Origin of the sequence: Opitutus sp. (assembly GCA_024998815.1) — a bacterium.
Taxonomy (GTDB): Bacteria; Verrucomicrobiota; Verrucomicrobiia; order Opitutales; family Opitutaceae; genus Rariglobus.
Window position 1 is genome coordinate 569,175 of record JACEUQ010000003.1, and the last position, 22,385, is coordinate 591,559.

The 22,385-nt window shown below is 60.8% G+C and carries 18 protein-coding genes; 13 read left to right on the top strand and 5 right to left on the bottom strand.

Features of this window, described 5'->3' with window-relative positions; all coding sequences use genetic code 11:
- The 13 genes from nuoL to H2170_17545 all read left to right on the top strand — a co-directional run bounded on the left by nuoL (nucleotide 1) and on the right by H2170_17545 (nucleotide 15,617).
- Nucleotides 1-2,031, top strand: coding sequence for an NADH-quinone oxidoreductase subunit L (nuoL, locus tag H2170_17485; protein MCS6301865.1), 2,031 nt, complete (start codon nucleotides 1-3; stop codon nucleotides 2,029-2,031).
- Nucleotides 2,028-3,542 (top strand): NADH-quinone oxidoreductase subunit M, encoded by a 1,515-nt coding sequence (locus H2170_17490; GenBank protein MCS6301866.1) that lies wholly within the window; start codon nucleotides 2,028-2,030, stop codon nucleotides 3,540-3,542. The genes nuoL and H2170_17490 overlap by 4 nt, the downstream gene beginning before the upstream one ends.
- Nucleotides 3,539-5,077, top strand: coding sequence for an NADH-quinone oxidoreductase subunit M (locus H2170_17495; GenBank protein MCS6301867.1), 1,539 nt, complete (start codon nucleotides 3,539-3,541; stop codon nucleotides 5,075-5,077). The genes H2170_17490 and H2170_17495 overlap by 4 nt, the downstream gene beginning before the upstream one ends.
- The gene (locus H2170_17500) at nucleotides 5,074-6,552 is read left to right on the top strand and encodes an NADH-quinone oxidoreductase subunit N (protein ID MCS6301868.1); all 1,479 of its coding nucleotides are present in this window, start codon (nucleotides 5,074-5,076) and stop codon (nucleotides 6,550-6,552) included. Before H2170_17495 ends, H2170_17500 begins: the two co-directional genes overlap by 4 nt.
- Before the next feature lie 209 nt (nucleotides 6,553-6,761).
- Complete coding sequence (locus H2170_17505) at nucleotides 6,762-7,643, top strand: F0F1 ATP synthase subunit A (GenBank protein ID MCS6301869.1); 882 nt, start codon at nucleotides 6,762-6,764, stop codon at nucleotides 7,641-7,643.
- Between the two features lie 94 nt (nucleotides 7,644-7,737).
- A complete protein-coding gene (locus H2170_17510; protein ID MCS6301870.1) occupies nucleotides 7,738-7,941 on the top strand; it encodes an ATPase in 204 nt (67 codons plus the stop codon).
- Between the two features lie 80 nt (nucleotides 7,942-8,021).
- On the top strand, nucleotides 8,022-8,615 hold the full coding sequence (gene atpF, locus H2170_17515) for a F0F1 ATP synthase subunit B (GenBank protein MCS6301871.1): 594 nt from the start codon (nucleotides 8,022-8,024) through the stop codon (nucleotides 8,613-8,615).
- A gap of 9 nt (nucleotides 8,616-8,624) precedes the next feature.
- Nucleotides 8,625-9,020: a F0F1 ATP synthase subunit delta gene (locus H2170_17520; protein MCS6301872.1), complete on the top strand. Its 396-nt coding sequence runs from the start codon at nucleotides 8,625-8,627 to the stop codon at nucleotides 9,018-9,020.
- A 42-nt stretch (nucleotides 9,021-9,062) separates the two neighbouring features.
- Nucleotides 9,063-10,589, top strand: coding sequence for a F0F1 ATP synthase subunit alpha (locus H2170_17525; GenBank protein ID MCS6301873.1), 1,527 nt, complete (start codon nucleotides 9,063-9,065; stop codon nucleotides 10,587-10,589).
- A 145-nt stretch (nucleotides 10,590-10,734) separates the two neighbouring features.
- Entirely contained in the window at nucleotides 10,735-11,604 is an 870-nt protein-coding gene (atpG, locus tag H2170_17530) for an ATP synthase F1 subunit gamma (GenBank protein MCS6301874.1), read from the top strand.
- 41 nt (nucleotides 11,605-11,645) lie between these two features.
- The gene (gene atpD, locus H2170_17535) at nucleotides 11,646-13,064 is read left to right on the top strand and encodes a F0F1 ATP synthase subunit beta (protein MCS6301875.1); all 1,419 of its coding nucleotides are present in this window, start codon (nucleotides 11,646-11,648) and stop codon (nucleotides 13,062-13,064) included.
- A gap of 119 nt (nucleotides 13,065-13,183) precedes the next feature.
- Nucleotides 13,184-13,591 (top strand): ATP synthase F1 subunit epsilon, encoded by a 408-nt coding sequence (gene atpC, locus H2170_17540; protein ID MCS6301876.1) that lies wholly within the window; start codon nucleotides 13,184-13,186, stop codon nucleotides 13,589-13,591.
- A 199-nt stretch (nucleotides 13,592-13,790) separates the two neighbouring features.
- Nucleotides 13,791-15,617, top strand: a complete 1,827-nt coding sequence (locus H2170_17545) for an IS1634 family transposase (GenBank protein MCS6301877.1) — start codon at nucleotides 13,791-13,793, stop codon at nucleotides 15,615-15,617.
- A 136-nt stretch (nucleotides 15,618-15,753) separates the two neighbouring features.
- Here H2170_17545 and H2170_17550 read toward each other — a convergent pair whose 3' ends face one another.
- The 5 genes from H2170_17550 to H2170_17570 all read right to left on the bottom strand — a co-directional run bounded on the left by H2170_17550 (nucleotide 15,754) and on the right by H2170_17570 (nucleotide 22,109).
- The gene (locus H2170_17550; GenBank protein MCS6301878.1) at nucleotides 15,754-16,104 is read right to left on the bottom strand and encodes a flagellar motor protein MotB; all 351 of its coding nucleotides are present in this window, start codon (nucleotides 16,102-16,104) and stop codon (nucleotides 15,754-15,756) included.
- 230 nt (nucleotides 16,105-16,334) lie between these two features.
- Nucleotides 16,335-18,578, bottom strand: coding sequence for a hypothetical protein (locus tag H2170_17555; protein MCS6301879.1), 2,244 nt, complete (start codon nucleotides 18,576-18,578; stop codon nucleotides 16,335-16,337).
- A 19-nt stretch (nucleotides 18,579-18,597) separates the two neighbouring features.
- Entirely contained in the window at nucleotides 18,598-19,422 is an 825-nt protein-coding gene (locus H2170_17560; GenBank protein ID MCS6301880.1) for a hypothetical protein, read from the bottom strand.
- Complete coding sequence (locus H2170_17565) at nucleotides 19,407-21,116, bottom strand: cyclic nucleotide-binding domain-containing protein (protein MCS6301881.1); 1,710 nt, start codon at nucleotides 21,114-21,116, stop codon at nucleotides 19,407-19,409. Before H2170_17565 ends, H2170_17560 begins: the two co-directional genes overlap by 16 nt.
- A 42-nt stretch (nucleotides 21,117-21,158) precedes the next feature.
- Nucleotides 21,159-22,109: a cytochrome c3 family protein gene (locus H2170_17570; protein MCS6301882.1), complete on the bottom strand. Its 951-nt coding sequence runs from the start codon at nucleotides 22,107-22,109 to the stop codon at nucleotides 21,159-21,161.
- Between the last annotated feature and the right edge of the window lie 276 nt (nucleotides 22,110-22,385).

A 22,385-nucleotide genomic window follows, 5' to 3' on the forward strand; every position in this document is an offset into this window, starting at 1 on the left:
ATGACCCTTACCGCCCAACACCTCTGGCTGATCCCCGCCTTGCCGCTTTTCGTCGCCGCCATCGGCGCGTTTTCCCGTCACCGGGGCATCGCGCTCGCCGCGATCTTCGCCATGGCAGGCTCCTGCGTGCTGTCGTGCCTGGCGCTCGCCGGCGCTTTGCAAAACCCCGCCACCCACGCGGTGTTTAACTTCGCCTGGTTCGACCTCGGCGCCAGCACGCTCCGCCTCGGTTTCCTGCTGGATCCGCTCACCGCTCTCATGTGCGTGATGGTTACCTTCGTCGGCACGCTGATTTTCACCTTCAGCCTCGGCTACATGAAGGAGGATAAAAACTTCTCCCGTTTCTTCTGTTTCCTGAGCTTTTTCGCGGCTGCGATGCTCGGGCTGCTGATCGCCAATAGCCTGCTGCTGCTGTTCATCTGCTGGGAGTTGGTCGGCCTCGCCTCGTATTTGCTGATCGGATTCTGGTTTCACAAACCCTCCGCCGCCGCAGCTGCCAAAAAAGCCTTCCTCACCACCCGCATCGGCGATCTCGGCCTGCTGCTCGGCCTGCTCTGGCTCTCGGAAGCCGGCGGCTCGCTCCTATTTTTCGATAACGGCCACGGCGCGCTGGAAACCGCCACCCTCGCCGCGCTCTCCGGTAAAACCCTCGCCTGCTGCGGTCTCGCCCTGTCGACGGCCATTGGGTTGCTCATCTTCTGTGGTGCGATCGGCAAGTCCGGCCAGTTTCCCCTCCACGTCTGGCTGCCCGACGCGATGGAAGGCCCGACGCCCGTTTCCTCCCTTATCCACGCCGCCACGATGGTGGCCGCCGGCGTGTTTCTGGTCGCCCGGGTTTATCCGCTGATGTCCGCCGACGCCGTGCTTGCCGCCGTGCCGGTGCACGCGCTCACCGTCGTCGCCTTTATCGGCGCGATCACCGCGCTGATGGGTGCGCTGATCGCCTGCGCCCAAAACGACATCAAGCGCGTCCTCGCTTTCTCCACCGTTTCCCAGCTCGGTTACATGATGCTGGCGCTGGGCGTTGGCTCGTGGACGGCGGCGATTTTCCACCTGCTCACCCACGCCTTTTTTAAGGCGCTGCTGTTCCTCGGGGCCGGCTCGGTCATTCACGCCGCCCACCACGAACAGGATATTCGCCAACTGGGCGGACTGCGGACGCGGCTGAAAATCACCTTCGCCACCTTCGCCGTCGGCATGATGGCGCTCTCGGGCGTGCCGTTCCTGTTCTCCGGTTTCTGGAGCAAGGAAGGCATCCTCCACGCCGCCCACGGCTGGCACGTTTCCCACATGCCGCTCTACGCCGCGCTCGCCGCCGTGGTGCTGACCGCGTTCTACATGACCCGCCTCGTCGCCGAAACGTTCTTTGGCAAACCCCGGTCGCACGCCGCCGACCACGCCCACGAAAACTCCGCGGTCATGACCGTGCCACTCATCCTACTCGCGGTGTGCGCGGTGCTGCTGGGTTTCCTCGGCACGCCCGCGTATCCCTGGCTGCAAGCCACCCTCGCCGGCGAAGCGGTGCACGCCGACTTCGGCCACCTGCTCGAAGGCGGCGGCTTGATGGCCCTCTCCATCGGTCTAGTCGGCTCCGGCCTTGGTCTTGGCTGGTGGCTCTACGGCACCAAACTGCGCCAAACCGCCGAAGCCCACGACCCGCTCAGCACCGCCGCCCCGTCGGTCATGGCTGCCCTGGCCAACCGCCTCGGCTTCGACGAACTCTACGCCGCCACGGTCGGCCGCCTCAACGACCTGCTCGCCGCCTTTGCCCAAAAACTCGACCGCTACGTGATCGGCGGACTGGTTAACTTCGTCGCTCAGCTCGGGCTGTTTTCGGGTTCGGTTAACCGCCAGTTTGACGAGGACAACCTCAACGGCGGCTTCGACGCCGCGAGCGACGGCATCCGCGGCACGGGGCGGGTTTACGCAAAAGCGCAAACCGGCGAGGCCCACGGCTACCTGCGTGTCATCGCGGTGGCGTTCATCGTTCTGGTCCTCGTGTTGTCACTATCGCTAGGAGGTGCCCGATGAACTGCCTGCTCACGACGATCATTTTCACGCCGTGGTTCGGCGCGCTCCTGCTGGCGTGCAACCCACGGCTCAGTCCCCGTTTTACCCGCCTGCTCGCGCTCGGGTTCAGCCTTACGACGCTCGGGCTCGCCGCAGTGGCGTGGGCCGTCTTTCAACCGTCCGCTTCCGGCTACCAGCTGGTCGAGCAACACGCGTGGATCGCCTGGCTCAACGTCAGCTACCACCTCGGGCTCGACGGCATGAGCCTTTCATTGGTGGCTCTCACCGGGGTGATTGCCCCGACCGCGCTGCTGGCCTCGTGGAAAATCGACCGCGACCCGCGCCTGTTCGGCCGGTTGTTCCTGCTCCTCCAAGGCGCGGCCCTCGGCGTGTTTCTAGCCCTCGATTTCTTCCCGTGGTTCCTCTTCTGGGAACTGAGCCTGGTCCCGGCGTTCTTTTTGATAAAACTCTGGGGCGGCCCGGGTGCCTCGCGGGCGGCTTACCAATTCGTGGTCTATACGATCAGCGGCAGCGCGTTCATGCTGCTGGGGTTTGCCGCGCTGTTTGCGAAAACCGGCTCCTTTGACTTCGTCGCGCTGGCGGCCCTCGCCAAAAGCGGCGTGCTCACCGCCCAGCTCGGGCAGCCGGTGAGCATTGCGATTTTCGTCGGCGTGCTGCTCGGGCTCGCCGTCAAAGTACCGCTGTTCCCCTTCCACACCTGGCTGCCCTCGGCCTACTCCGAGGCCCCGACCGGCGCCTCGATGTTCCTCACCGGCATCATGTCGAAGATGGGCGTTTACGGTTTCTTGCGCATCCTCTGGCCGATCTTCCCCGAGCAGTTGCAGGCCGCCGCGCCCGTGCTCACCGCCCTCGCGCTGGCCGGTGTGGTGCTGGGAGCCTTTGCCGCAATGGCGCAGACCGACCTCAAACGCATGGTCGCCTACTCGTCGATTAACCACGTGAGTTACTGCCTGCTGGCGCTCTTCGCCGTCGCCGGTGCCGGCCTCTACACCCCGCACACCGAGGCGGCTCAGGCCGCGCTCAGCGGCGCGCTGTTGCAGATGGTTAACCACGGCCTGTCCGCCTCGGCGCTGTTCTTCTGCGTGGGGATTTTGGAAAACCGCTCTGGCGGCCGGCGCGGGATTCACGACTTCGGCGGCGTGCGCTCATCGGCGCCGATCTTCGCCGGCCTCTGCGGGGTAGCGCTGTTCTCCTCGCTGGGGCTTCCCGGACTCAACGGTTTCGTCGGCGAGTTTCTGGTGTTCCGCGGTGTGTTCGGACTCGCCCCATGGGCGGCAGTGATAGGCTGCCTCGGCCTGTTCGCCACCGCCTATTTCCTGCTGACCTTCTGGCAACGCGTCTTCCACGGCCCGGAAGGCCCCGGCGTCGCCACCTTCCGTGATCTCAGCGCTCTGGAAATCATCACGCTCACACCGACCGTCGTGCTGATGCTCGTTCTCGGCGTCTGGCCGCAATTCCTCGTCAGCATTTTTAACCCGCTGGTCACTTCGTGGGCCGCCCGCCTGCCATGAACCTGCTGCCTTACTCCATTTACCTGTCGTTTGCCGGCGCGCTGCTCGCCCTGGCTGTCGGTCAACGCTCCGCCGCCGCCGCCCGCGTGGTGGCGTTGCTCACCGCGCTCGCAGCGTGGGGCGTTGCGCTGGTCGCCGCCTTCGGTTTCAAGCCCACGCCCGAGTTGGTGACCCTGGTCAACGTGCCGTGGATTCCCCAGCTCGGTGTTAATTACCACCTCGCCGCCGATGGCATCAGCCTGACGCTGGTGGTGCTCACCGGTTTGGCCGCCACCGCCGGCGTGCTGTTCTCCTGGAACATCGAGGAGCGGGTAGGGGAGTTTTTCGCCTTCTACCTCGCCCTGATCGGCGGGGTGTACGGTGTGTTCCTGAGCGCTGACGCGTTCGTGTTTTTCGTTTTCTACGAAATCGCGATCGTGCCCAAGTACTTCCTCATCGCGAACTGGGGTTCCACCAACCGCCAGTATGGCGCGATGAAACTGGCGCTCTATTCCTTTGCCGGCAGCGCGCTGGTGCTGGCCGGGTTGCTCTGGGTTTATGCCACGGGCCACGCCACCGGTTTCGGGCTGAGTGAACTGACGCGTGCCGCCCCCACTCTGGCGCGGGCCGACCAGCTCACCGTGTTTGCGCTGATCTTCACTGGCTTCGCCGTGCTGGCCGGCATGTTTCCCTTCCACACCTGGGCGCCGACCGGCCACGTCGCCGCGCCCACCGGTGCCTCGATGCTACTCGCTGGAGTGGTGATGAAACTCGGTGCCTATGGCTGCCTGCGCGTCGCCATGCCGCTGATACCCGCCGGCCTCGCCTTTTGGCAACCGGCCATCGCCGCTCTCGCCGTCATTGGAATTATCTACGCGGGGCTGGTCGCCTTGGTGCAGGACGATTTCAAATTCGTGATCGGTTACTCCAGCGTCAGCCACATGGGTTTTGTGATCCTGGGTTTGGCCGCCGCCAACCCGGTGGCGGTGTCGGGAGCGGTGTTGCAGATGTTTTCCCACGGGGCGATCGCCGGGCTGCTGTTCGCGGTGGTCGGCCGGATGGTCTACGAGCGCACCCACACGCGGCAGCTCGCCGAGTTGCAAAAACTCCCCCTGCACCGGCTGATGCCGTTCTCGGCGGTGGTGTTTGTTATCGCCGGACTGGCCTCGATGGGCATGCCGGGTTTTAGCGGTTTTCCCGCCGAACTCACGCTGCTGATCGGCACCTCTCAGTTTTCCACGGTCTGGGCGGTGTGCGCCGCTTTTGGAGTGCTGATCGCCGCCGCCTTCACGCTGCGCGCGATCCAAGTCGCGTTTTTTGGGCAAGCCTCGGCCTCCGTCGCCACGGCTAACGGTGGCGCGCACGCCGAACACGGGGGACCTGCCGACGCCGCTCACGCCTATGCGCCGATCACCTGGCCTGAAAAAACCGGCGCGCTGCTGCTGTTGGCTGCCATCGTGTTGATCGGCCTGAAACCTGATCTGTTGCTCAACTGGATCGTGCCCAGCCTGCAATCGCAGGCGATGCGCGCGATTTGGACCGGAGGTGCCCAATGATTAACCCCAGTTACGCCGAGCTCGCCCACGCGTTTCAACCCGAGATCATTTTGGCCGACGGCGCCGTGCTGGTGCTCGCCTACGATCTGATCTTCGGCCGCCGCCGCGCGCCCGGAGCGCGCCTCACGGCGTCGTTGGTACTCGGCGCGCTCACCCTGATCGGCGCACTGCTAGCATCGGTCGCAGTCGGAGCGGTCGGCGGGGTTTATGGAAACCAGTTTGTGTTGGATGATCTCGCCGTGGGGGCGCGCTGCGGCGTGCTCGTGCTGGCGCTGCTCACCCTCGGGATCGCGGCGGGAGCCAAGCCGCCCCGCCACCCGGCCGAATACGTGGCGATTATCCTGTTCGCCACCACCGGGTTCACACTGATGGCGGCGGCCAATCACCTGCTGGTCGCGTTCGCCGGGTTGGAACTCGCCAGCCTCTCGCTCTACATACTGGTAGGTTTTGACAAAGACCGGCGCGATTCCGCCGAGGCCGCACTCAAGTATTTCCTGTTTGGCGGCATGGCCACGGCGTTCCTTTTGTTCGGCTTCAGCCTGATCTTTGGGGTGACGGGTGAACTGGAGTTGTCGCGCATCGCCGCAGCGCTGGCCCACACCGAGCTGTCGCCCTTGTTAATGGTCGCGTTGGTCATGGTGCTGGTGGCGTTTGGCTTCAAAGCCGCCGCCGCGCCGTTCCACCTGTGGGCGCCCGACGCCTACGAAGGCGCCCCCACGCCCTCGGCTGCGCTGATCGCTTCGGCCTCGAAGCTGGCCGGTTTTACCCTGTTCCTGCGCCTGCTCTGGCCCGGGCTCGGCGGGCTGGCGGGCGATCCGGCGCACGGCTTCGGCCAGGCGGGCGGCTGGATAACGATTGTCGCGCTGTTATCGGGCGCCTCGCTGCTGCTGGGTAATCTGGCGGCGCTCGCTCAAACCAATCTGCGCCGTCTCCTGGCCTACTCCGCGATCGCCCACACCGGTGTGATGCTGCTCGGGGTGGTGGTGGCCGACGTGGTCGGTTTTGGCGGACTTTACTACTATTTGCTCACTTACGGTGTGGCGACGGCGGGCGCGTTCGGTGTGATCGCGGTGTTGGAGCGTCAAGGTGGTTGCCAAAAAATCACCGACCTGGCCGGACTTTACCGCCGCTCACCGCTGTTGGCCGGGTGTTTGACGGTGTTTGTGCTCTCGCTGGCGGGCATTCCGCCGCTGGCCGGTTTCTTTGGTAAATTCTCGGTCTTCGTCGCGGCGTTGCAGGCAGGCGGTTTGGCCAGCCCGTTGGGCGCCCTGACCCTGCTGGCCATCGCCCTGAGTGCGGTTGCGCTCTATTATTACCTCGCAGTTCTCAAGCAGGCCCTGGTCGTGGCGCCGAGCGAGAACGTCCCGGCCACGCCCGTTCGTGTGCCTGTGGTCACCGCACTCACGTTGCTGGTGGCGGCGGGCTTAATCGTTGCCCTGGGCCTCTTTCCGTCCTGGGTGCTCAATCCGTTCTGAGCCCAGTTGATCCCGAATTAGGGATGAAACTCAGGCGGGGTGTCCCAGACAGGGCGAATCAGACGGGTGATTAGCTGCGCAGCGTATGGCCTGCGTAGAACTAATTACATTCCTTCTGATAAGAAGAAGTAATCTTCAGGGATTGACGCACGCATAGCGGGTCTCCTTGGTTTGGACTTTTCCCTCAACGACCGCCCATTCTCGCACCCATGTCCGCTGTCAAATCCCTCGCCCTCTCGACGCTGCTCATCGCAAGCGGCGCGACCGCGTTCGCCGCTGGCGGACATGAAGCCGCCTCGTCCCTCAAGGACTTCATCGGCGTGCCCGTGACCAATAGCATTCTCACCAGCTGGGTGATCACCCTGGTCATCATTTTTGCGATTCGCTGGATGGTGGGAACGCCCAAGTTGGTGCCGTCGCGCGGTCAGGCCATCTTGGAGGAGGCCCTCAATGGGTTGCGCGGCCTGTACGAGCCGATCGTGGGTAAAAAAGCCATGCCGATGGCCTTCCCCGTACTGGTAACCTTGTTCATTTTCATCGTTTTGCACAACTGGTCGGGCCTCCTGCCCTTCGTTGGTACGGTGGGCTGGGGCCACGTGGTTGACGGCAGTTTCCACGTCGAAACCGCGCTGATCCGCCCGCACACCTCGGAACTGAACGGCACCATCGCCCTCGCGCTGGTTTCCTTCGGTGCTTGGTTTGTGATTGTGATGCGCTACGCCGGTCCCGGCCTGCTCATCAAAGACCTGTTCGGCAACAAGGCCGACAAAAAGGAACTCGCGCCCGCCATGTACTGGGGCCTGTCGTTGGTGTTCATCGTGGTCGGCGTGATCGAGGTCGTCTCGATCTTCATCCGCCCCGTGACGCTCTCGATGCGTTTGTTCGGCAACGTGTTCGGTGGTGAAAACCTCCTTCACGCCATGCACTTCCTGCCGCCTTTCTATTTCCTGGAGCTCCTCGTCGGCTTCGTTCAAGGTCTGGTTTTCACCCTGTTGACCGCCGTCTACATCGGCCTGATCTGCAACCACGGTGATGACCATGCCGACGATCACGGTGACGACCACGGCGACGCCAAAGAGGCCGCCCACTAATTTTCCCGACTTTGTTCGGGAGTGATTACGGGCCTACGCGCCACACCAAACGTACACGACCGGACGCAACCCAAACCAACTAAGTAATCCACACATGTTCATCGCTGAAATCACTGGCAACATCGCATCCACGGGCGGCCTCATCGCCGCTGCTATCGCCGTAGGCGCCATCGGCACCAAGGCCGCTGAGGCCGTCGGTCGCAACCCCGGCGCTTCGGGCAAGATCCTCGTTCAGTCCATCCTCGGTATGGCGCTGGCTGAAGGTCTCGGTCTCCTCGCGCTGTTCCTCGCCAAGTAAGTCCGTTGAGTGTTCCCGGCTCCGGCGGCCTTTTCGGCCCCGGAGCCACCCTCCCTTTTTTCAAGTTCCCGCCTCCTACCATGTTCTCTTCTCTCCTGGCTGTAATCACGCCCGCCGTTGAACACGCGACCGCCGCTGCCCACCAGGCTGGCGCCGAAGGTGGCGGTCTTGTCCACGACCTCGTCACCAAATTCGGTATCGACGCCAAGAACGTCGGCATGCAGCTGTTCAGCTTCAGCATCCTCGCCTTCGTTCTCTACAAGTTCGCGATCAAGCCGGTTCTGGCCACCATGGACCAGCGCAACGCCAAGATCGAAGCCGGTCTGGCCAACGCCCAGGCCACCGCCGCCCGCCTCGTCGAGGCCCAGGCCGAAATCGCCGCCCAGCTCAAGGCGGCCCAGCTCAACGCCAACAAGGTCATCGATGAGGCCCGCAAGACCGCCAAAGAGCTGTCCGAGCGCGAAGCCGCCGCCTCCACCGAGCGCACCGCCTCCCAGCTGGCCAAGGCTTTGCAGGCCATCGACCTCGAGCACAAGAAGATGCTCGCCGACGCCCGCACCGAGATCGCCCGCCTCGTGGTCGCCACCACTGAGCAGGTCCTCGCCAAGAAACTCACCGAAGCTGACCGCGCCGCCTACAACGAGGCTGCCGCTCGCGAGCTCACCTCCGTCTAAGCCCCCGTCATGGTCACCGGCAAAGCCCAGATCCAGCAGCTCGTTCGCCAGCTTTTTAAGCTGAGCCTCGTCGACGGGCGTATCTCCAGCGAGCAAGTCGCTGGCATCCTCGGTTACGTGGAGAAGCACCACCCGGTTAACGCGGTGACGATTCTCACCGCCTACCAGCGCGTGATCGCCACCGAAGTCGCCAAGGGCATCGCCGTCGTCGAGCATTCCGGCCCCGTCAGCGCGGCCGCACTCGCTTCGATCGCCACCTCGCTTTCCGCCCGTTACCAGCGCCCGGTTACCACCCAAACCAAGGCCAATCCGGGCCTGTTCGCCGGTATCCGCGTTCGCATCGGCGACGACCTTTTCGAGTCCTCGGTCGCCGGCCAACTCGCTGCTCTTTCTGCCAGCGCCTGATTTCCACCCGCTCCCTTTTTAAAACCTAATCCACCCGCCCGCATGTCCACGGTCATCGAACAAATCGAACAGCAGATCGCGAAGCTTTCCAACAAAGCCGTCCGCAAGAACACCGGTATCATCCGTACCGTCGCCGATGGCGTCGCCAAAATCGACGGCCTCTCGGACGTCGCCTACAACGAGATGATCCAGTTCCCCAACGGGGTCATCGGCATCGCCCTGAACCTGGGCACCGACGAGGTCGGCGCCGTCGTTCTCGGCGACGTTTCCCAGCTCAAGGAGGGCGACGAAGTGTCCACCACCGGAAAACTCCTCTCCGTTCCCGTCGGCAAAGGCCTGCTCGGTCGTTGCGTTGACGCCCTCGGCAACCCCGTGGACGGCAAGGGCCCGCTCGGCACCACCGAGACCTATCCCGTGGAAAAGATCGCCCCCGGCGTTATGTCCCGTAAGTCGGTTTCCCAACCGCTCTTCACCGGTATCCAAGCCATCGATTCCATGATCCCGATCGGCCGCGGTCAGCGCGAGCTGATCATCGGCGACCGTGGCACCGGCAAGACCACCATCGCGATCGACACGATCATCAATCAGGCGAACATCAACAAGGTCGGCCTTGCTTCCGGCGACCCCAAGTTCCGCCCCGTTTATTCCGTTTACGTCGCGATCGGCCAGAAGAACTCCAACATCGTTCGCACCATCTCTGCCCTCGAGGCCGCTGGTGCCCTGGAGTTCACCGCGATCGTCGCCGCTCCCGCCGCCGACAACGCCGCCAACCAATACCTTGCGCCCTTCTCTGGTGCCGCCATAGGCGAATGGTTCATGGAAAACGGCATGGATGCCCTCATCGTTTATGATGACTTGTCCAAGCACGCCGTCGCTTACCGCCAGATCTCGCTCATCCTGAAGCGCCCCTCCGGTCGTGAGGCGTATCCGGGCGATGTGTTCTATTTGCACTCCCGCCTGCTCGAGCGTTCGGCTCGCCTCGACGGCAAGGGCTCGCTCACCGCGTTGCCCATCATCGAGACCCAGGCCGGCGACGTGTCCGCCTACATCCCGACCAACGTGATCTCGATCACGGATGGCCAGGTGTTCCTTGAGACCGACTTGTTCAACCAAGGTATCCGTCCCGCCGTGTCGGTCGGTCTGTCCGTGTCGCGCGTCGGTTCTGCCGCGCAGATCAAGGTCACCAAGCAGGTCGGTGGTAAGCTCAAGGGTGAGCTCGCCCAGTTCCGCGAATTGGCCGCCTTCGCCCAGTTCGGTTCTGACCTCGACGCCAAGACCAAGGCCCAGCTGGACCGCGGTGGCCGCATCGTGGAATTGTTCAAGCAGCCCGCCCTGAGCCCGGTTTCCATCGAACTCCAAGCGATCACGATCTTCGCGCTTCAGCGCGGGTTCTATGACGCTTTGGACATCAAAAAGGTGAACGCCGCCTCGGTTTCCATCCGCGAGTTCTTCAAGAACCGCAAGGACGCGCTGCTCACCGAGATCCGCACCAAGGCCGCCTTGGACAAGGACCTCGAAGCCAAGATCGTCACCGCTCTCGAAGAGTGGAAGTCCACCTACAGCGCCTGATCAAACCTGCCGATCAACAGAAAGACGTCAGAGGTCAGATGACAGAAGTCAGGTCAGCTCCGGAATCATCCGGAGCTCCGATCTCTGCCCTCCGACATCCGACTTCTGACTTCTGACTTCTGATCGCTGACCTCCCTCCTCCAACATGGCTTCTACACGCGATATTCGCCGACGGATCAAATCCGTCAAAAACACCCGCCAGATCACCAAGGCGATGGAGCTCGTCGCTGCGTCCAAGATGAAGAAGGCGCAGCAGGCCGCTCTGGCCGGCCGCCCCTACATCCAGGTGATGTCCGAGATGCTGGCCGCGCTTTCCTCCCGTGTCACCGAGCTCAAGCATCCGTTCCTCGACGAACGCGAGGTTAAAACCCGTGGCATCCTTTTGGTTACCAGTGACAAGGGCCTGTGCGGTCCGCTCAACGCCAACCTGTTCAAGCTCGTCACCGAGATCAAAACCCCGGTGAAGTTTTTCTCCATTGGTCGCAAGGGCTCCCAGTTCCTTGCCCGCACCCACCGCGAGCTCGTTGCTGATTTCGTCGTCCAAGACCGCACCCCGTTTTCCGAGGTGAAGGTGGCCGTCGAGATGATGGTGCAGAAATACCTGGCCGGTGAAATCGACACCGTCGAGGTCATCTACCCGCGTTTCCGCAACACCTTGGTGCAGGAAGCCACGCTGCGTCCGGTGCTACCGTTGACCAGCTTGTCGACCTTCATTTCCCAGGCCCAGTCCGAAGCCGGTATCGAGGTTCAGCGCGACACCCGCGACATGATCTTCGAGCCTAGCGCCACGGAAGTCATGGAAGCGCTGATCCCCTTCTACATCAACAAGCACATTTACCAGCTGGTGCTCTCGGCCCGCGCCTCCGAGCACTCGGCCCGTATGGTGGCGATGAAGACCGCCAAGGATAACGCCAACAAACTCGTGGGCGAACTCAGCCTCGAGTACAACAAGGCCCGTCAGGCAGCGATCACCCAGGAAATCCTGGAAATCGCCGCCGCCCAGTTCGCCGCTTAATTCCCTCTTTTCTTTTAAAAATTTAACTAACCACTCCGTTCATGAGCAACACCGGCAAAATCGTCCAAGTCATCGGCCCCGTCGTTGACGTCCAGTTCGCGGAAAACGCGATCCCCCCGATCTATCAGGCCCTGACCGTCGACTTCACCGTCTCCGGCAAACAGGAGAAACTGACTCTCGAAATCCAGCAGCACATGGGTGACGGCGTCGCCCGCACCATCGCCATGTCCTCCTCCGAGGGCTTGGTCCGCGGCATGGCCGTGGTTGATACCGGCGCGCCCATCACCGTTCCCGTTGGCGACGGCATTCTCGGCCGCATTTTCAACGTCACCGGCGACCCCGTTGATGGCAAAGGCCCAGTGGTTCACACCAAGCGTTACCCCATTCACCGCGCCGCTCCCTTGCTGGCCGATCAGGACACCAAGGCTGAGATCCTCGAAACCGGCATCAAGGTCATCGACCTGATCTGCCCGTTCATCAAGGGCGGTAAAGCCGGTGCGTTCGGTGGTGCAGGCGTCGGCAAGACGGTGGTTATCCTTGAGCTCATCAACAACATCGCCAAGGCCCACGGCGGTTACTCGGTGTTCGCCGGCGTCGGCGAGCGTTCACGTGAAGGTAACGACCTTTACCACGAAATGTCCGAGGCAGGCGTCATCAAGCAGGACAACCTGTCCGAGTCGAAGGTCGCCCTAGTGTACGGCCAGATGAATGAGCCGCCCGGTGCCCGTATGCGCGTGGCCCTCTCGGCCCTCGCCATGACCGAGTATTTCCGTGACGAGAAAAACCAGGACGTGTTGCTCTTCATCGACAACATCTTCCGTTTCTCCCAAGCCGGTTCCGAAGTGTCCGCGCTGCTCGGTCGCTCGCCTTCCGCGGTGGGTTACCAGCCGACGCTGGCCTCCGAAATGGGCCTCCTCCAGGAGCGCATCACCTCGACGAAGAAGGGTTCCATCACCTCCGTGCAGGCCGTTTACGTGCCCGCCGACGACTTGACCGACCCGGCCCCGGCGAACACCTTCGCCCACTTGGACTCCACCATCGTGTTGGAGCGCTCCATCGCCGAGCTCGGCATTTACCCCGCGGTCGATCCCCTCGCTTCCGTATCGAAGGCCCTCGAGCCCTCGATCGTTGGTGAAGAGCACTATAAGATCACCCGCGAACTCCAGCGCGTCCTTCAGCGCTACAAGGACTTGCAAGACATCATCGCGATTCTCGGTCTCGACGAGCTCTCGCCTGAGGACAAGCAGACCGTTTACCGCGCCCGTAAGATTCAGCGCTTCCTCTCGCAACCGTTCGCGGTGGCCGAGGTGTTCACCGGTGCGCCGGGTAAGTACGTTCCCGTCAAGGAGACCGTTCGCGGCTTCAAGATGATCCTCAGCGGCGAACTCGACCACATTCCTGAGGGCGATTTCTACATGAAGGGTGGCATCGACGAGGTGCTCGCCGCGTCCAAGAAGTAAGGCGGATCCAATCGTTAACCACTAATCTTCACTAATTATCACTAATGCAGACACTCCAATCTCGGTCACTGTACCGAAGTTGGATTAGTGTCCATTAGTGTTCATTAGTGGTTCAAAAAATGGCACTTACACTCGAAATCGTCACCCCGGAAGCCCGGGTTTATAGCGACACCGTCGACACGGTGGTTGTCCCGACCCTGACCGGTGAAATCGGTATCTTGCCCGGGCACATCCCGTTGTTGACCCAAGTGGTTGGCGGCGAGTTGCGTCTGATGAAGGACGGCAAGGAGCAGGTGCTGGCGGTGGGCAAAGGTTTTGCCCAGATCGAGTCTGACAAGGTCTCGATTTTGGCCGAGCACGCGATCACCGAAGAAAAGATCGATGAGAAGGCGGTCGAGGAAGCGCTGAAACGGGCCCAAAACGCGCTCACGGCCTCCGCGCACCTGGATCCCTCTGAGCAAGAAATCCTGCACGAACTGGTTCGCTTCGCCGGCATCCAGCTCGAACTCAAGCACCGCAAGCGTTAAGCTTTACGAGAGAATTATTAGACACGAAAAAGCGCCGTCCTTTAACCCGAGTTCCGCAGTTGGCGTAGTCGGCAAAAAAAGTTTCAGAGGAGAGCAGATTTTTGGCGGCGGGCGCCTACGAGGGAAGACGAGGTTTTGGAGGCATGTAGTGCCGAACACCCCGTTGAGGAGCGCTCGGATTTCTGCGATACTGCCGGGCATGTTCCTACGACGTAAGACCAAGTCGGCGCGCGGGGTCGGTTACAGTTATTGGCACTTGTGCCGGACGGTGCGCACCGCGCGTGGGCCGCGTCAGCAGGTCGTCGCCTCGCTGGGCAAACTCGACGACGCGCAACTGGCGGGCTTGCGCGGGGGCTGGGATGATTTACCCGCATTGTTGCGCGGGGAAACTCCGATCCCCAAGCCGGACACCGCACCTCTGCCCGGGCTCGGTTTGCCGGGCCAGACCGAAGGTGACACCGCACCGCGTTGGGAGCCGGCTGATCTGCGCGCTCTGAGAGTAGAACGCAGCCGCGACTTCGGCGAGTGTTACCTCGCCCTCTCGCTTTGGCACCGTCTCAAGCTCAATGAGCTGCTCGGCGAGCTTTTGCCCGAGGGCCGCGAGTCGGTGGGCTGGGCGCATACCGCCGCTCTGCTTACCGTCGCGCGGTTTTGCGCGCAACGCTCTGAACTCGGAGTGGCCGAGCACTGGTATGACACCACCGCGCTCGATGATCTGCTCGGTGTGGACAACCGGCTGGTCAACGATGACCGGCTCTACCGCGCGCTCGATCAGCTCGGCGAGCACAAGGACGCTCTGTGCGCCCACCTGATGACGCGTTACCGGGAGTGGTTTGGCGTGCGCTTCGAGTTTTTGCTCTACGATGTGACGAGCACCTACTTCGAGGGCGAGGCGGAGCGCAATCCGCAGGCCCAACGCGGTTACTCGCGAGATCAACGCAGCGGCAATAAACAGGTTTGCATCGGCCTGGTCTGCACCCCCGAGGGCCTGCCGCTGAGCTTCGAGGTGTTTGCGGGCAACCGCGCCGATGTGAGCACGGTCGAGGACATCGTGCGTGCAATGGAAACCAAATACGGCCAGGCCGAACGGATCTGGGTGATGGACCGGGGCATGGTCTCCGAGGCGAACATTACTTTCCTGCGCGAACGCAAGGCGCGCTACCTGGTCGGCACGCCGAAAAGCTGGCTGCGCGCCCACGAGCAGACTTTGCTCGAACAATCCGACTGGAAAACCGTGCAAGACGGGCTGGAGGTGCGCCTGGTCGAACAGCCCGACGGCGAGCCGGGCGAGCGTTACGTGTTATGTCGCAGCGGCGCGCGGGCCGAGAAGGAGCGCGCGATGCTCCAACGTCAGAGCGAGCGACTGACGGCAGAGTTGATCAAGATCGACGCCTGGCTCAGCCGCACGCCGCAGGCCGATCAGGAAGCCGTGGGCCGGCGGATCGGCCGGCACCTGGGTAAATATCCCGCCGCCGCCGCGATTGTAATGGCGGAGGTATTACGCGATGGGGAAGGCCGTGCCGGCGCCCTGTGCATCAGCAGCCGGCTCGACGCCGGACAAAAGGCGCACCGCCAAAAAGGCGCGTATCTGTTGCGCACCAACTGCGAGGAGACCGATCCGGTCTTGTTGTGGAAGTGGTATATCCAGCTCACGCAGGCCGAGGCGGCGTTCCGCACAGCCAAAAGCGACCTGGGACTGCGACCGGTGTTTCACCATAAAGAGGACCGCGTCCAGGCGCATATCCTGGTTTGCTTCCTAGCGTTGGCGCTGTGGCGCACGCTTGAGCAGTGGATGCACTCGAAGGGGCTGGGCACCTGTGCACGGCAATTGGTCAAGGAAATGGGCGGAATCAAAAGCGTCGATGTTGTCGTGCCCGTGCGCCGGGCCGAAATCACGACCGAACTACGCTTGCGTGTAGTCACCAAGCCAGAACCGGCCACCGCCCAGCTTCTCACCCACCTCGGCCTGCGTCTGCCCAAAGGCACCCGCGAAATCAGCAATGTAGTGCCGAAAATCGCCCCTTAAATTACGCAAGTGCCTCAAATACAACAAAACCATCTTTCGAACTGCGGAACTCGGGTTAAGACGGCGCTTTTTTTGCGGGTAAACACCCGATTCAATGCCTTGAAAAGGGCGGTACCCGAACGGGTAAACCTAGGGTTTACTTGTTGATGGTAATGGGACGGCCGTACGCGTCGACCGACGTGTCGTGGGGGACTTGAATGGTGCGCCCATCGCTGGTGGTTTCCGTGCGCCAGGTACGAATGGTGCGTGGTTCGTTGGTGAAGGGTTTTTGCGCCCCGCTCACCGTTCCTTCAACAGCCCCGACAGCCGCACCGACGACATTGCCGCCAACAACGCCGACTACATTTCCAGCCGCTTGTCCAACTGCGGGCCCCGGGTGGGCGGGGTTGGTGGTCGATTTACCTGCGGGACTGGTGCAACTGGTCAAAAGCGGGGCGAGGACGAGAAATCCGCCGAGAAAAGAACGAGCGCGCAAATGGAAGTTCATAAATGAGGGGTTTGGAGTGTTGCGGCCGTAAGCCTACCTAGCAGGCAGCAATATTTAAGTCGGCTCATCTGATCGCCCTTAAAATTTACCAGAATGCTTCGAGCCTTTTAGCCGCGAAAGAAAGCAGAGAACACATGGAAATGCAGAGCTTGTTCTTTGCGCTCCTTGCGTTCTTTCGCGGCTAAACTGCATGGGTTTAATCCGGCACGTTCGTTACTGTCTATCGGTGACTACGGCTTCGGCGCTGAACCGCTCACCGATTTATCATTGTTGAAGGCGGACTTAACCGTCGGCGTGAACGTTCCGATGTGATAATTGTGGCAGAGTGTACAACTATTGCCCGCACCTTGCGGGTTATGGCAACTCGCGCAATTCATCAGGTTCACTTTTTGGAAGTTACTCGTGAATACAGCGGGATTTAAATTATCCTTAAAGGCCGCTTTATATTGAGCTGCAGGCTCGATCTGGTGGCAGGACTGGCAGCCTTTTTCGCTCAAAAGACTGAAGTGGGTTCCATGATCGAACTTGGTGAACTTATGCGTTTGGGGATTGGTGGTCGCACTGTGCCAATTGACCACCAGGCCGGCGCCCGGTTTCTGATCAATACTATGGCACTTCGTGCAACTATTGGTCTCGGCCAACGTTTTAAACTGAAGTCGCGCGTCCGGGGTGGTTGCTTGGGCGGCGGCATATTCCAGCCAGGCTTTCACGAAAGGATCTGCATGGCCGGTAATACGATACCGAACAGAATAGTCGGAATTGGAGGCATACCAGCCTCCGCCTGAAGTCCACTTTTCACCCGCGATCGGTTTAGGGGCCACCGGCGCCACGGGTTTAATTACAACCGGTGCGCTGGGCGCGTCATCAATGATGTCGTCATCCAGAGCCGCAGCCTTGGCTGCTGGCTTTACGGCTGGTTTGGCTGCAACGGCGGGTGCGGCGGCCAATATATCATCACCTCCAAGAATATCATCGGTGGCTTTGGGGACCGGCTTTACAGGGGCGGGCGCAGCCACCACCACCACGGCAACCGGCTTGGGGGCGGCCTTGGCGGGCAGTGCCTGCCCTGCACGGTGAGCGGCAACTTCGATTAATAAATCAGGAATCCACTCAGCCCGCGTGAAGGCTTGGAGGATTTCGGGCGAAATTGAACCCGCCAGTCCGGCTGCGCTCACCCCGAGCCGTTTTTTGATGGCGTCATGGCCGGAAATAACCAGGTCGGCAATGAGCTCCTTGGTGGCCCAGGCGAGGGTTTCGGCGGCAGCGTCCAGCTCGGGACGTGAGCGCGGGAGCGACATCAAGTCGACGTCTTTTAATGTCGCCAGGGCGCCCTGCGCTTTGGCGTCGGACATCAACAAATAACGCATGAAGGGCGTCAGAGGGCCGTCCGCATCGGCGGGCCATTGGCCGAGGGTCGCTGCGCGGGCTTTAAGGAAGGCCGGATCCAGGCCGGGGACACTTAATACAGCGATACCCGCAGCACCTGGCCGAACAATCGTGTCGCTATGACATTGTGCGCAGGACTGCTCAAAATTACGCGCCAGCATCAAGCGATTGGCACTGTCGGTGACGTGGCAACTGTTACAGCCTTGCGGGACCGTTTTCTGGTCTTTGGCTGCCGGGAAGTAGTTTGATATATGCGCGTTGTGATCGAACATGATCCGCGTACGGCGATCGTAGGGATAACTTTTGAAGTCGGGGTGTCCGTTGGGGAAGCCTTCAAACTGAACGCTATGGCAAACTTGGCAGGACGAATCGGAGACCTTTTTTAGGTCAAAATCGCGCCCGTGGTGCTCCCGATGGCAGGTCGCGCAGGAAACATTGCCTTGATGATCCGCAATCGCCCCGACGGCCGTGTTGACTGAGCCGGCGCCGGTGATTTTTTGCGTAATCAGTGCGAGTTCTTCCGCCTTAAGTCCATGCGGTTGCATGGGTTGGGCGCCCAGATTATGGCAGGCCATGCAGCGCTCGCTGTTGGCGTGAGAACTGGAAGAAGTAAAAGCGGAGGCCAGCCACGCACTTGACGTGAGTTGGGCGGTCGAGTGGCACCGATCGCAGGAAATGCCGTCGGCGGCGTGCTGCGCGATCACCGGGCCCGGATTGAAGGTTTGATTCCGGCTGGGTAAGCCCAGGGCGATTAAAATCGTGCCCAGAGTAAGCGCAACAACCAGCACAACAGCGAGTTTACGCTGGGAGCGGACACTGCGGCGCGGGGTGCACGGAGGAATGGCTTTGCAGCACGTTCCATCGGGTAGCGGGCCGTCGGCGCATTTACCACCGCGTGAATCGGAGCGGGTGCAATTCCACCGGTCGCCTTCTTTGCGGGGTTTGCATTCGGTCGTGGCGCGGCACTGACCCTTGCTGTCGGGTCCCAACGGGCACGCGGCACAGGCATCTGCACTGCCGCACTCCCAATCCTGGTTGGGGCGCTGGTAGCGGCTGAACTTAAAATCGAATCGCTGAAGGCGTTTCATGTCGGTTTGAGCAGGAGTATCAATTAAACGCCAAAGCCATAAGCCCATGCAGCAGCCCCATGAGCAATAGACTAAAGGTGAGCGGAATGTGTATAAACAACCAGTACTTGAGCACGCCTTGGCAGGTCGCTTGCATGTCCAGATTGTCCTTGGCTTTCACGCACTCGATGACTTCGGCCAGAAAAACGCGTTCCGCGGCCACCATGTAGCGCTGGAGTTGATTGAGTTCTTCGGTGAGGTCGTTCACCGGCTTCTCAGAACCGATCAAGTGATGAAAAGTATTCTTTTTAGCAGAGAAATAGGCCTTTAACTTGGATTCATACATGCGTGCCAAGGTAAACGACTTGGTTTCATTTACGCTTTTCCAGATGATTTTCTCCACATCGGCTTGCAGTTGCTGGCGCAAGCTGGGGATGCGTTCGTACATCAGGTTTTCCCCATATAAACGCAGGCGCGAGGGATAGATGCGCGAAAGGATCAGGCCCAGCACACCGCTCAAAGCGACCGCCAAAAAAACACTATAGAGGGCGATCTCAAACAAGCCGTTCGGCATGCGCAGACCGGTATGAAAAAAGAACACCACGACGGCAAACCAGCCGGCGTAGATATGGAACTGCGTCCACGTCGATGCCTTCAGCAGCGGAATGAAGGGGAGCTTTTTTCGCGCGTTAAACAGCGCCAGCACCAGGCAGGTGCCGAACAGCGCCGTCCCCGATAATAATCCCGTGGAGCGAATGCCGTTGGCATAACTTTCCTGCAGCGCCCAAAAGGCGGCAACCGCCGAAAGGAGCAGGCCAAGGTTGATGAGGCGCCGCTGGGAGAAAAACGTTAGCGTTGAAGCCATTTGGCAAAGGTTTGAGTGTCCTGCATATCAACACGGGTCAGGGCGTCATGCGGGCAGGCGTTGACGCACGCGGGGCCCGTCATTTGTTCGACGCACAGATCGCACTTGGCGGCTTTGGTGACCGGTCGATTTTCCTGATCGAGAATGTGTTCGCCGAGTTCATTGCGAATCTCGACCATTTGGATGTTATTATAGGGGCAGCTGTTGGCGCAGGTGGAGCAACCGATACACGTGGTATCGTTGATGACCACCTGGCCGCCGAGCGCGTTACGATGAATCGCGCCGGTTGGGCAGCCGATCATGCACACCGGATCGAGGCAGTGCATGCAGGCATTGGCTATCATATAGCGCCCGATCTGGTGTCCGTGCCGGACAAATCGCGGGTTGTTATCGTGCGCCGATGCACAGGCGCGGATGCAGTCGTCGCAGCGCGTGCAGCGGTCCAAATCCATCACCATGGTGGCGCGTCCGTTGATGAAGCGATTGTCCACCAAGAACTCCACGACGTCCGTCGACAACTCGCCGTCGCGGCGGTCGTTGATTTGTTTGTTTTGGGCAACAATCGGCGGGGGGAATGACGCTTGGGGGATTTTCGGCAGAATATATTGTTCGACCACCGAAGTCGGAACAACCAGCACGTCGACGTAGCCGAGCGCGCGCAGTGTATATTGAAGCGGCGCCGAATCCTTGGTGTTCCAGTTGTGCGCGATCTCGTCGAAGCCGAACATTTGGCCGCGGGAGAGGTAACTCGCGGTGCGTTCGCCCTGATTATACTTTTGGCTCATGCGCGCAAACCCGGCGCGAATAAGAACTAGGCCGTTGGCGTATTGACCTTCCTCGGCGATCAGCGGCTCCTCTTTAATGCGCTCCTCGGGCGCGACGTCCCGATTTTTTTTGTAATTCGAATGCCAGTCAAAGCTGCCGTAGGTCTCGAAACGGGTTTGATTGGCGACCTCTTTAAGCTCCGCAGGGCTGAGGTCTTTGAAATACTTGGTTTCGCGGAGGTGGTTCTCCAGTGAATACTTGCGATAGTTTGTGTCAATGAACTGTTTGATCTCCGGGGCGCGTAAACGCAGTTCACGCAGGCCTTGCCAGCGGATTTCGAGCAGTTCGCAATCTTCCTCGGCAAAAATGGTAGCAGTACGCGGGGTTCGGCTCAAAGCGGCAATTTCGCCGAAGAACATTCCTGCGGTTAATACAGCGGTTCCGCCTTTGAGGACACTGGGGATGTCGTGCAGAAAAATGGCCGTGGTATCATCCCCCTTTTCATGCTCGGCACCCGCTTTGGCTTCTTTATAGCGACGCAGGCTACGCACTTCGGGATAACGCGCATTGCCCCACAACTGGCGCAGGGTAGAGAGAAAGTCCTTCTTCTCGGGTTGCCGGCGGCCAAGTACCTCCGCAGGAATGGCATCCTTGCCCAAGGCGACCCGTACGCTGCCCGTTATAATGAAAAAGGCTGAATTGCCGTAGTCACCTTCACGGACGATGACCTGATTTTTTTTAAACGAACGCAGACCGGTGTCGTTTAAAAGAATGTCGGGCAGTGAGGTGCTGGCGGGAAACCGGCTGGCGTCGATTTGGCTAAACGGCGGAATGGATAAAATCCGCGCCACCGCCACCGCGCCCATGGCACTTTCGAAGGGAACGTCCCAGCGTTGAGGGCGGGAAATGGTGGCGGGGGCTTCAGACATAGTTCCAGTGGTTAACAGCCTTTGATTAGCGCTCGCAGCCGTTTATTGTGCTGCACCGTAGGGTGTTCCCTGTACAACGGTGGGGATCAGGGCGTCGAGCGCGGCCAGTTCCTCGCCCTTGTAGGTGTCGCTGATTTTGCGGCCCAGATCGCTGATGGTTTGAACGGCAGCCATGATGGGTTCTTTGTTGTTAAGCTTCAGGCCAACGCCATCGACGGCGGCGGCAACGGCCTTGATTTCATCCCGGGGGAGCACATCGATGATTTTCTGGATTTCCGCACGGGCGGCCTTGGCGCGACGGGCCATGGTCACGGCATAAGTGGCCTTCTCGGTGGCATTGGCGACACCACGCAGGCTGTACTCGAGGTCAACCACGCGGCCGACCAAGTAAAGCATGCGCTTCCGCTCGGGGGTCGCATCGGCATTGGTGGTTCCGGCCTTAAAGTGGTGGCGGACTTCGCCTTGCACCCATGAGACCAGCTCAATCGCGCTGCCGGCCTGGTGGCCGCCCACGTTCACCAGTTTTTCATTGGGAACGGTGTGGCACGAGTAGCAATTGACCGCCAGTTGGTAAATGTTGCTGGGGGAGATAAAGCCTTGGGCGACTGCGTCGGCGCGGCGGCCCTTTTCATTGTGGAGGGTGATCCAATCCGCTGCTGCACCGTGGCACGATTCGCAGGAAACGCCAGCAACCGCGCGCCCGGTGTCGTTCACCGTATAGTGGCACTGCATGCACGTGCTCTCCGTTTTGATGTTAACAATCTCCAGCTTGGCGGCGATTTCCTTGGCGGCGGGGCGACGGTGCAGATCGTCGAAGGTTTTATAGTGCTTCATCTCCTGCCAGGCGCTGGCCTCGCTCTTGTGGCAATCCGTGCACTTACCGGGCCCCACCAGCTTGGAACTATCTAGGGCGGCGAAGCTTAGGCTGGGCGCAACAAATAGGGCGGCCAGACAGGCGACCACTAGGTTTTTTTTGGTTTTCAGGGCGGTCATGGTTTTTTGCGAAGAATGGCTTAAGTAGGGGTGTTAACCCGATGAATTAGTCGAGAGATGTGGAAAAGCAGAATGGCTTCGTGTCAATCGTATGAATATCTCCGATAAAAGTTTCCCGCGCAAAACCCGAACACCGCCCTGCATAAGTTCTCGGCGAGCCAGTTACCCCAGTTTTATTCACGGCGCTAACCCAAACCGAACCTTGGCATAACCAAGGATGTAAAGTTGGTCGCAGGGCTGATTATCGGCTTGCGCAGTGATGGTCGGCATGGGCGA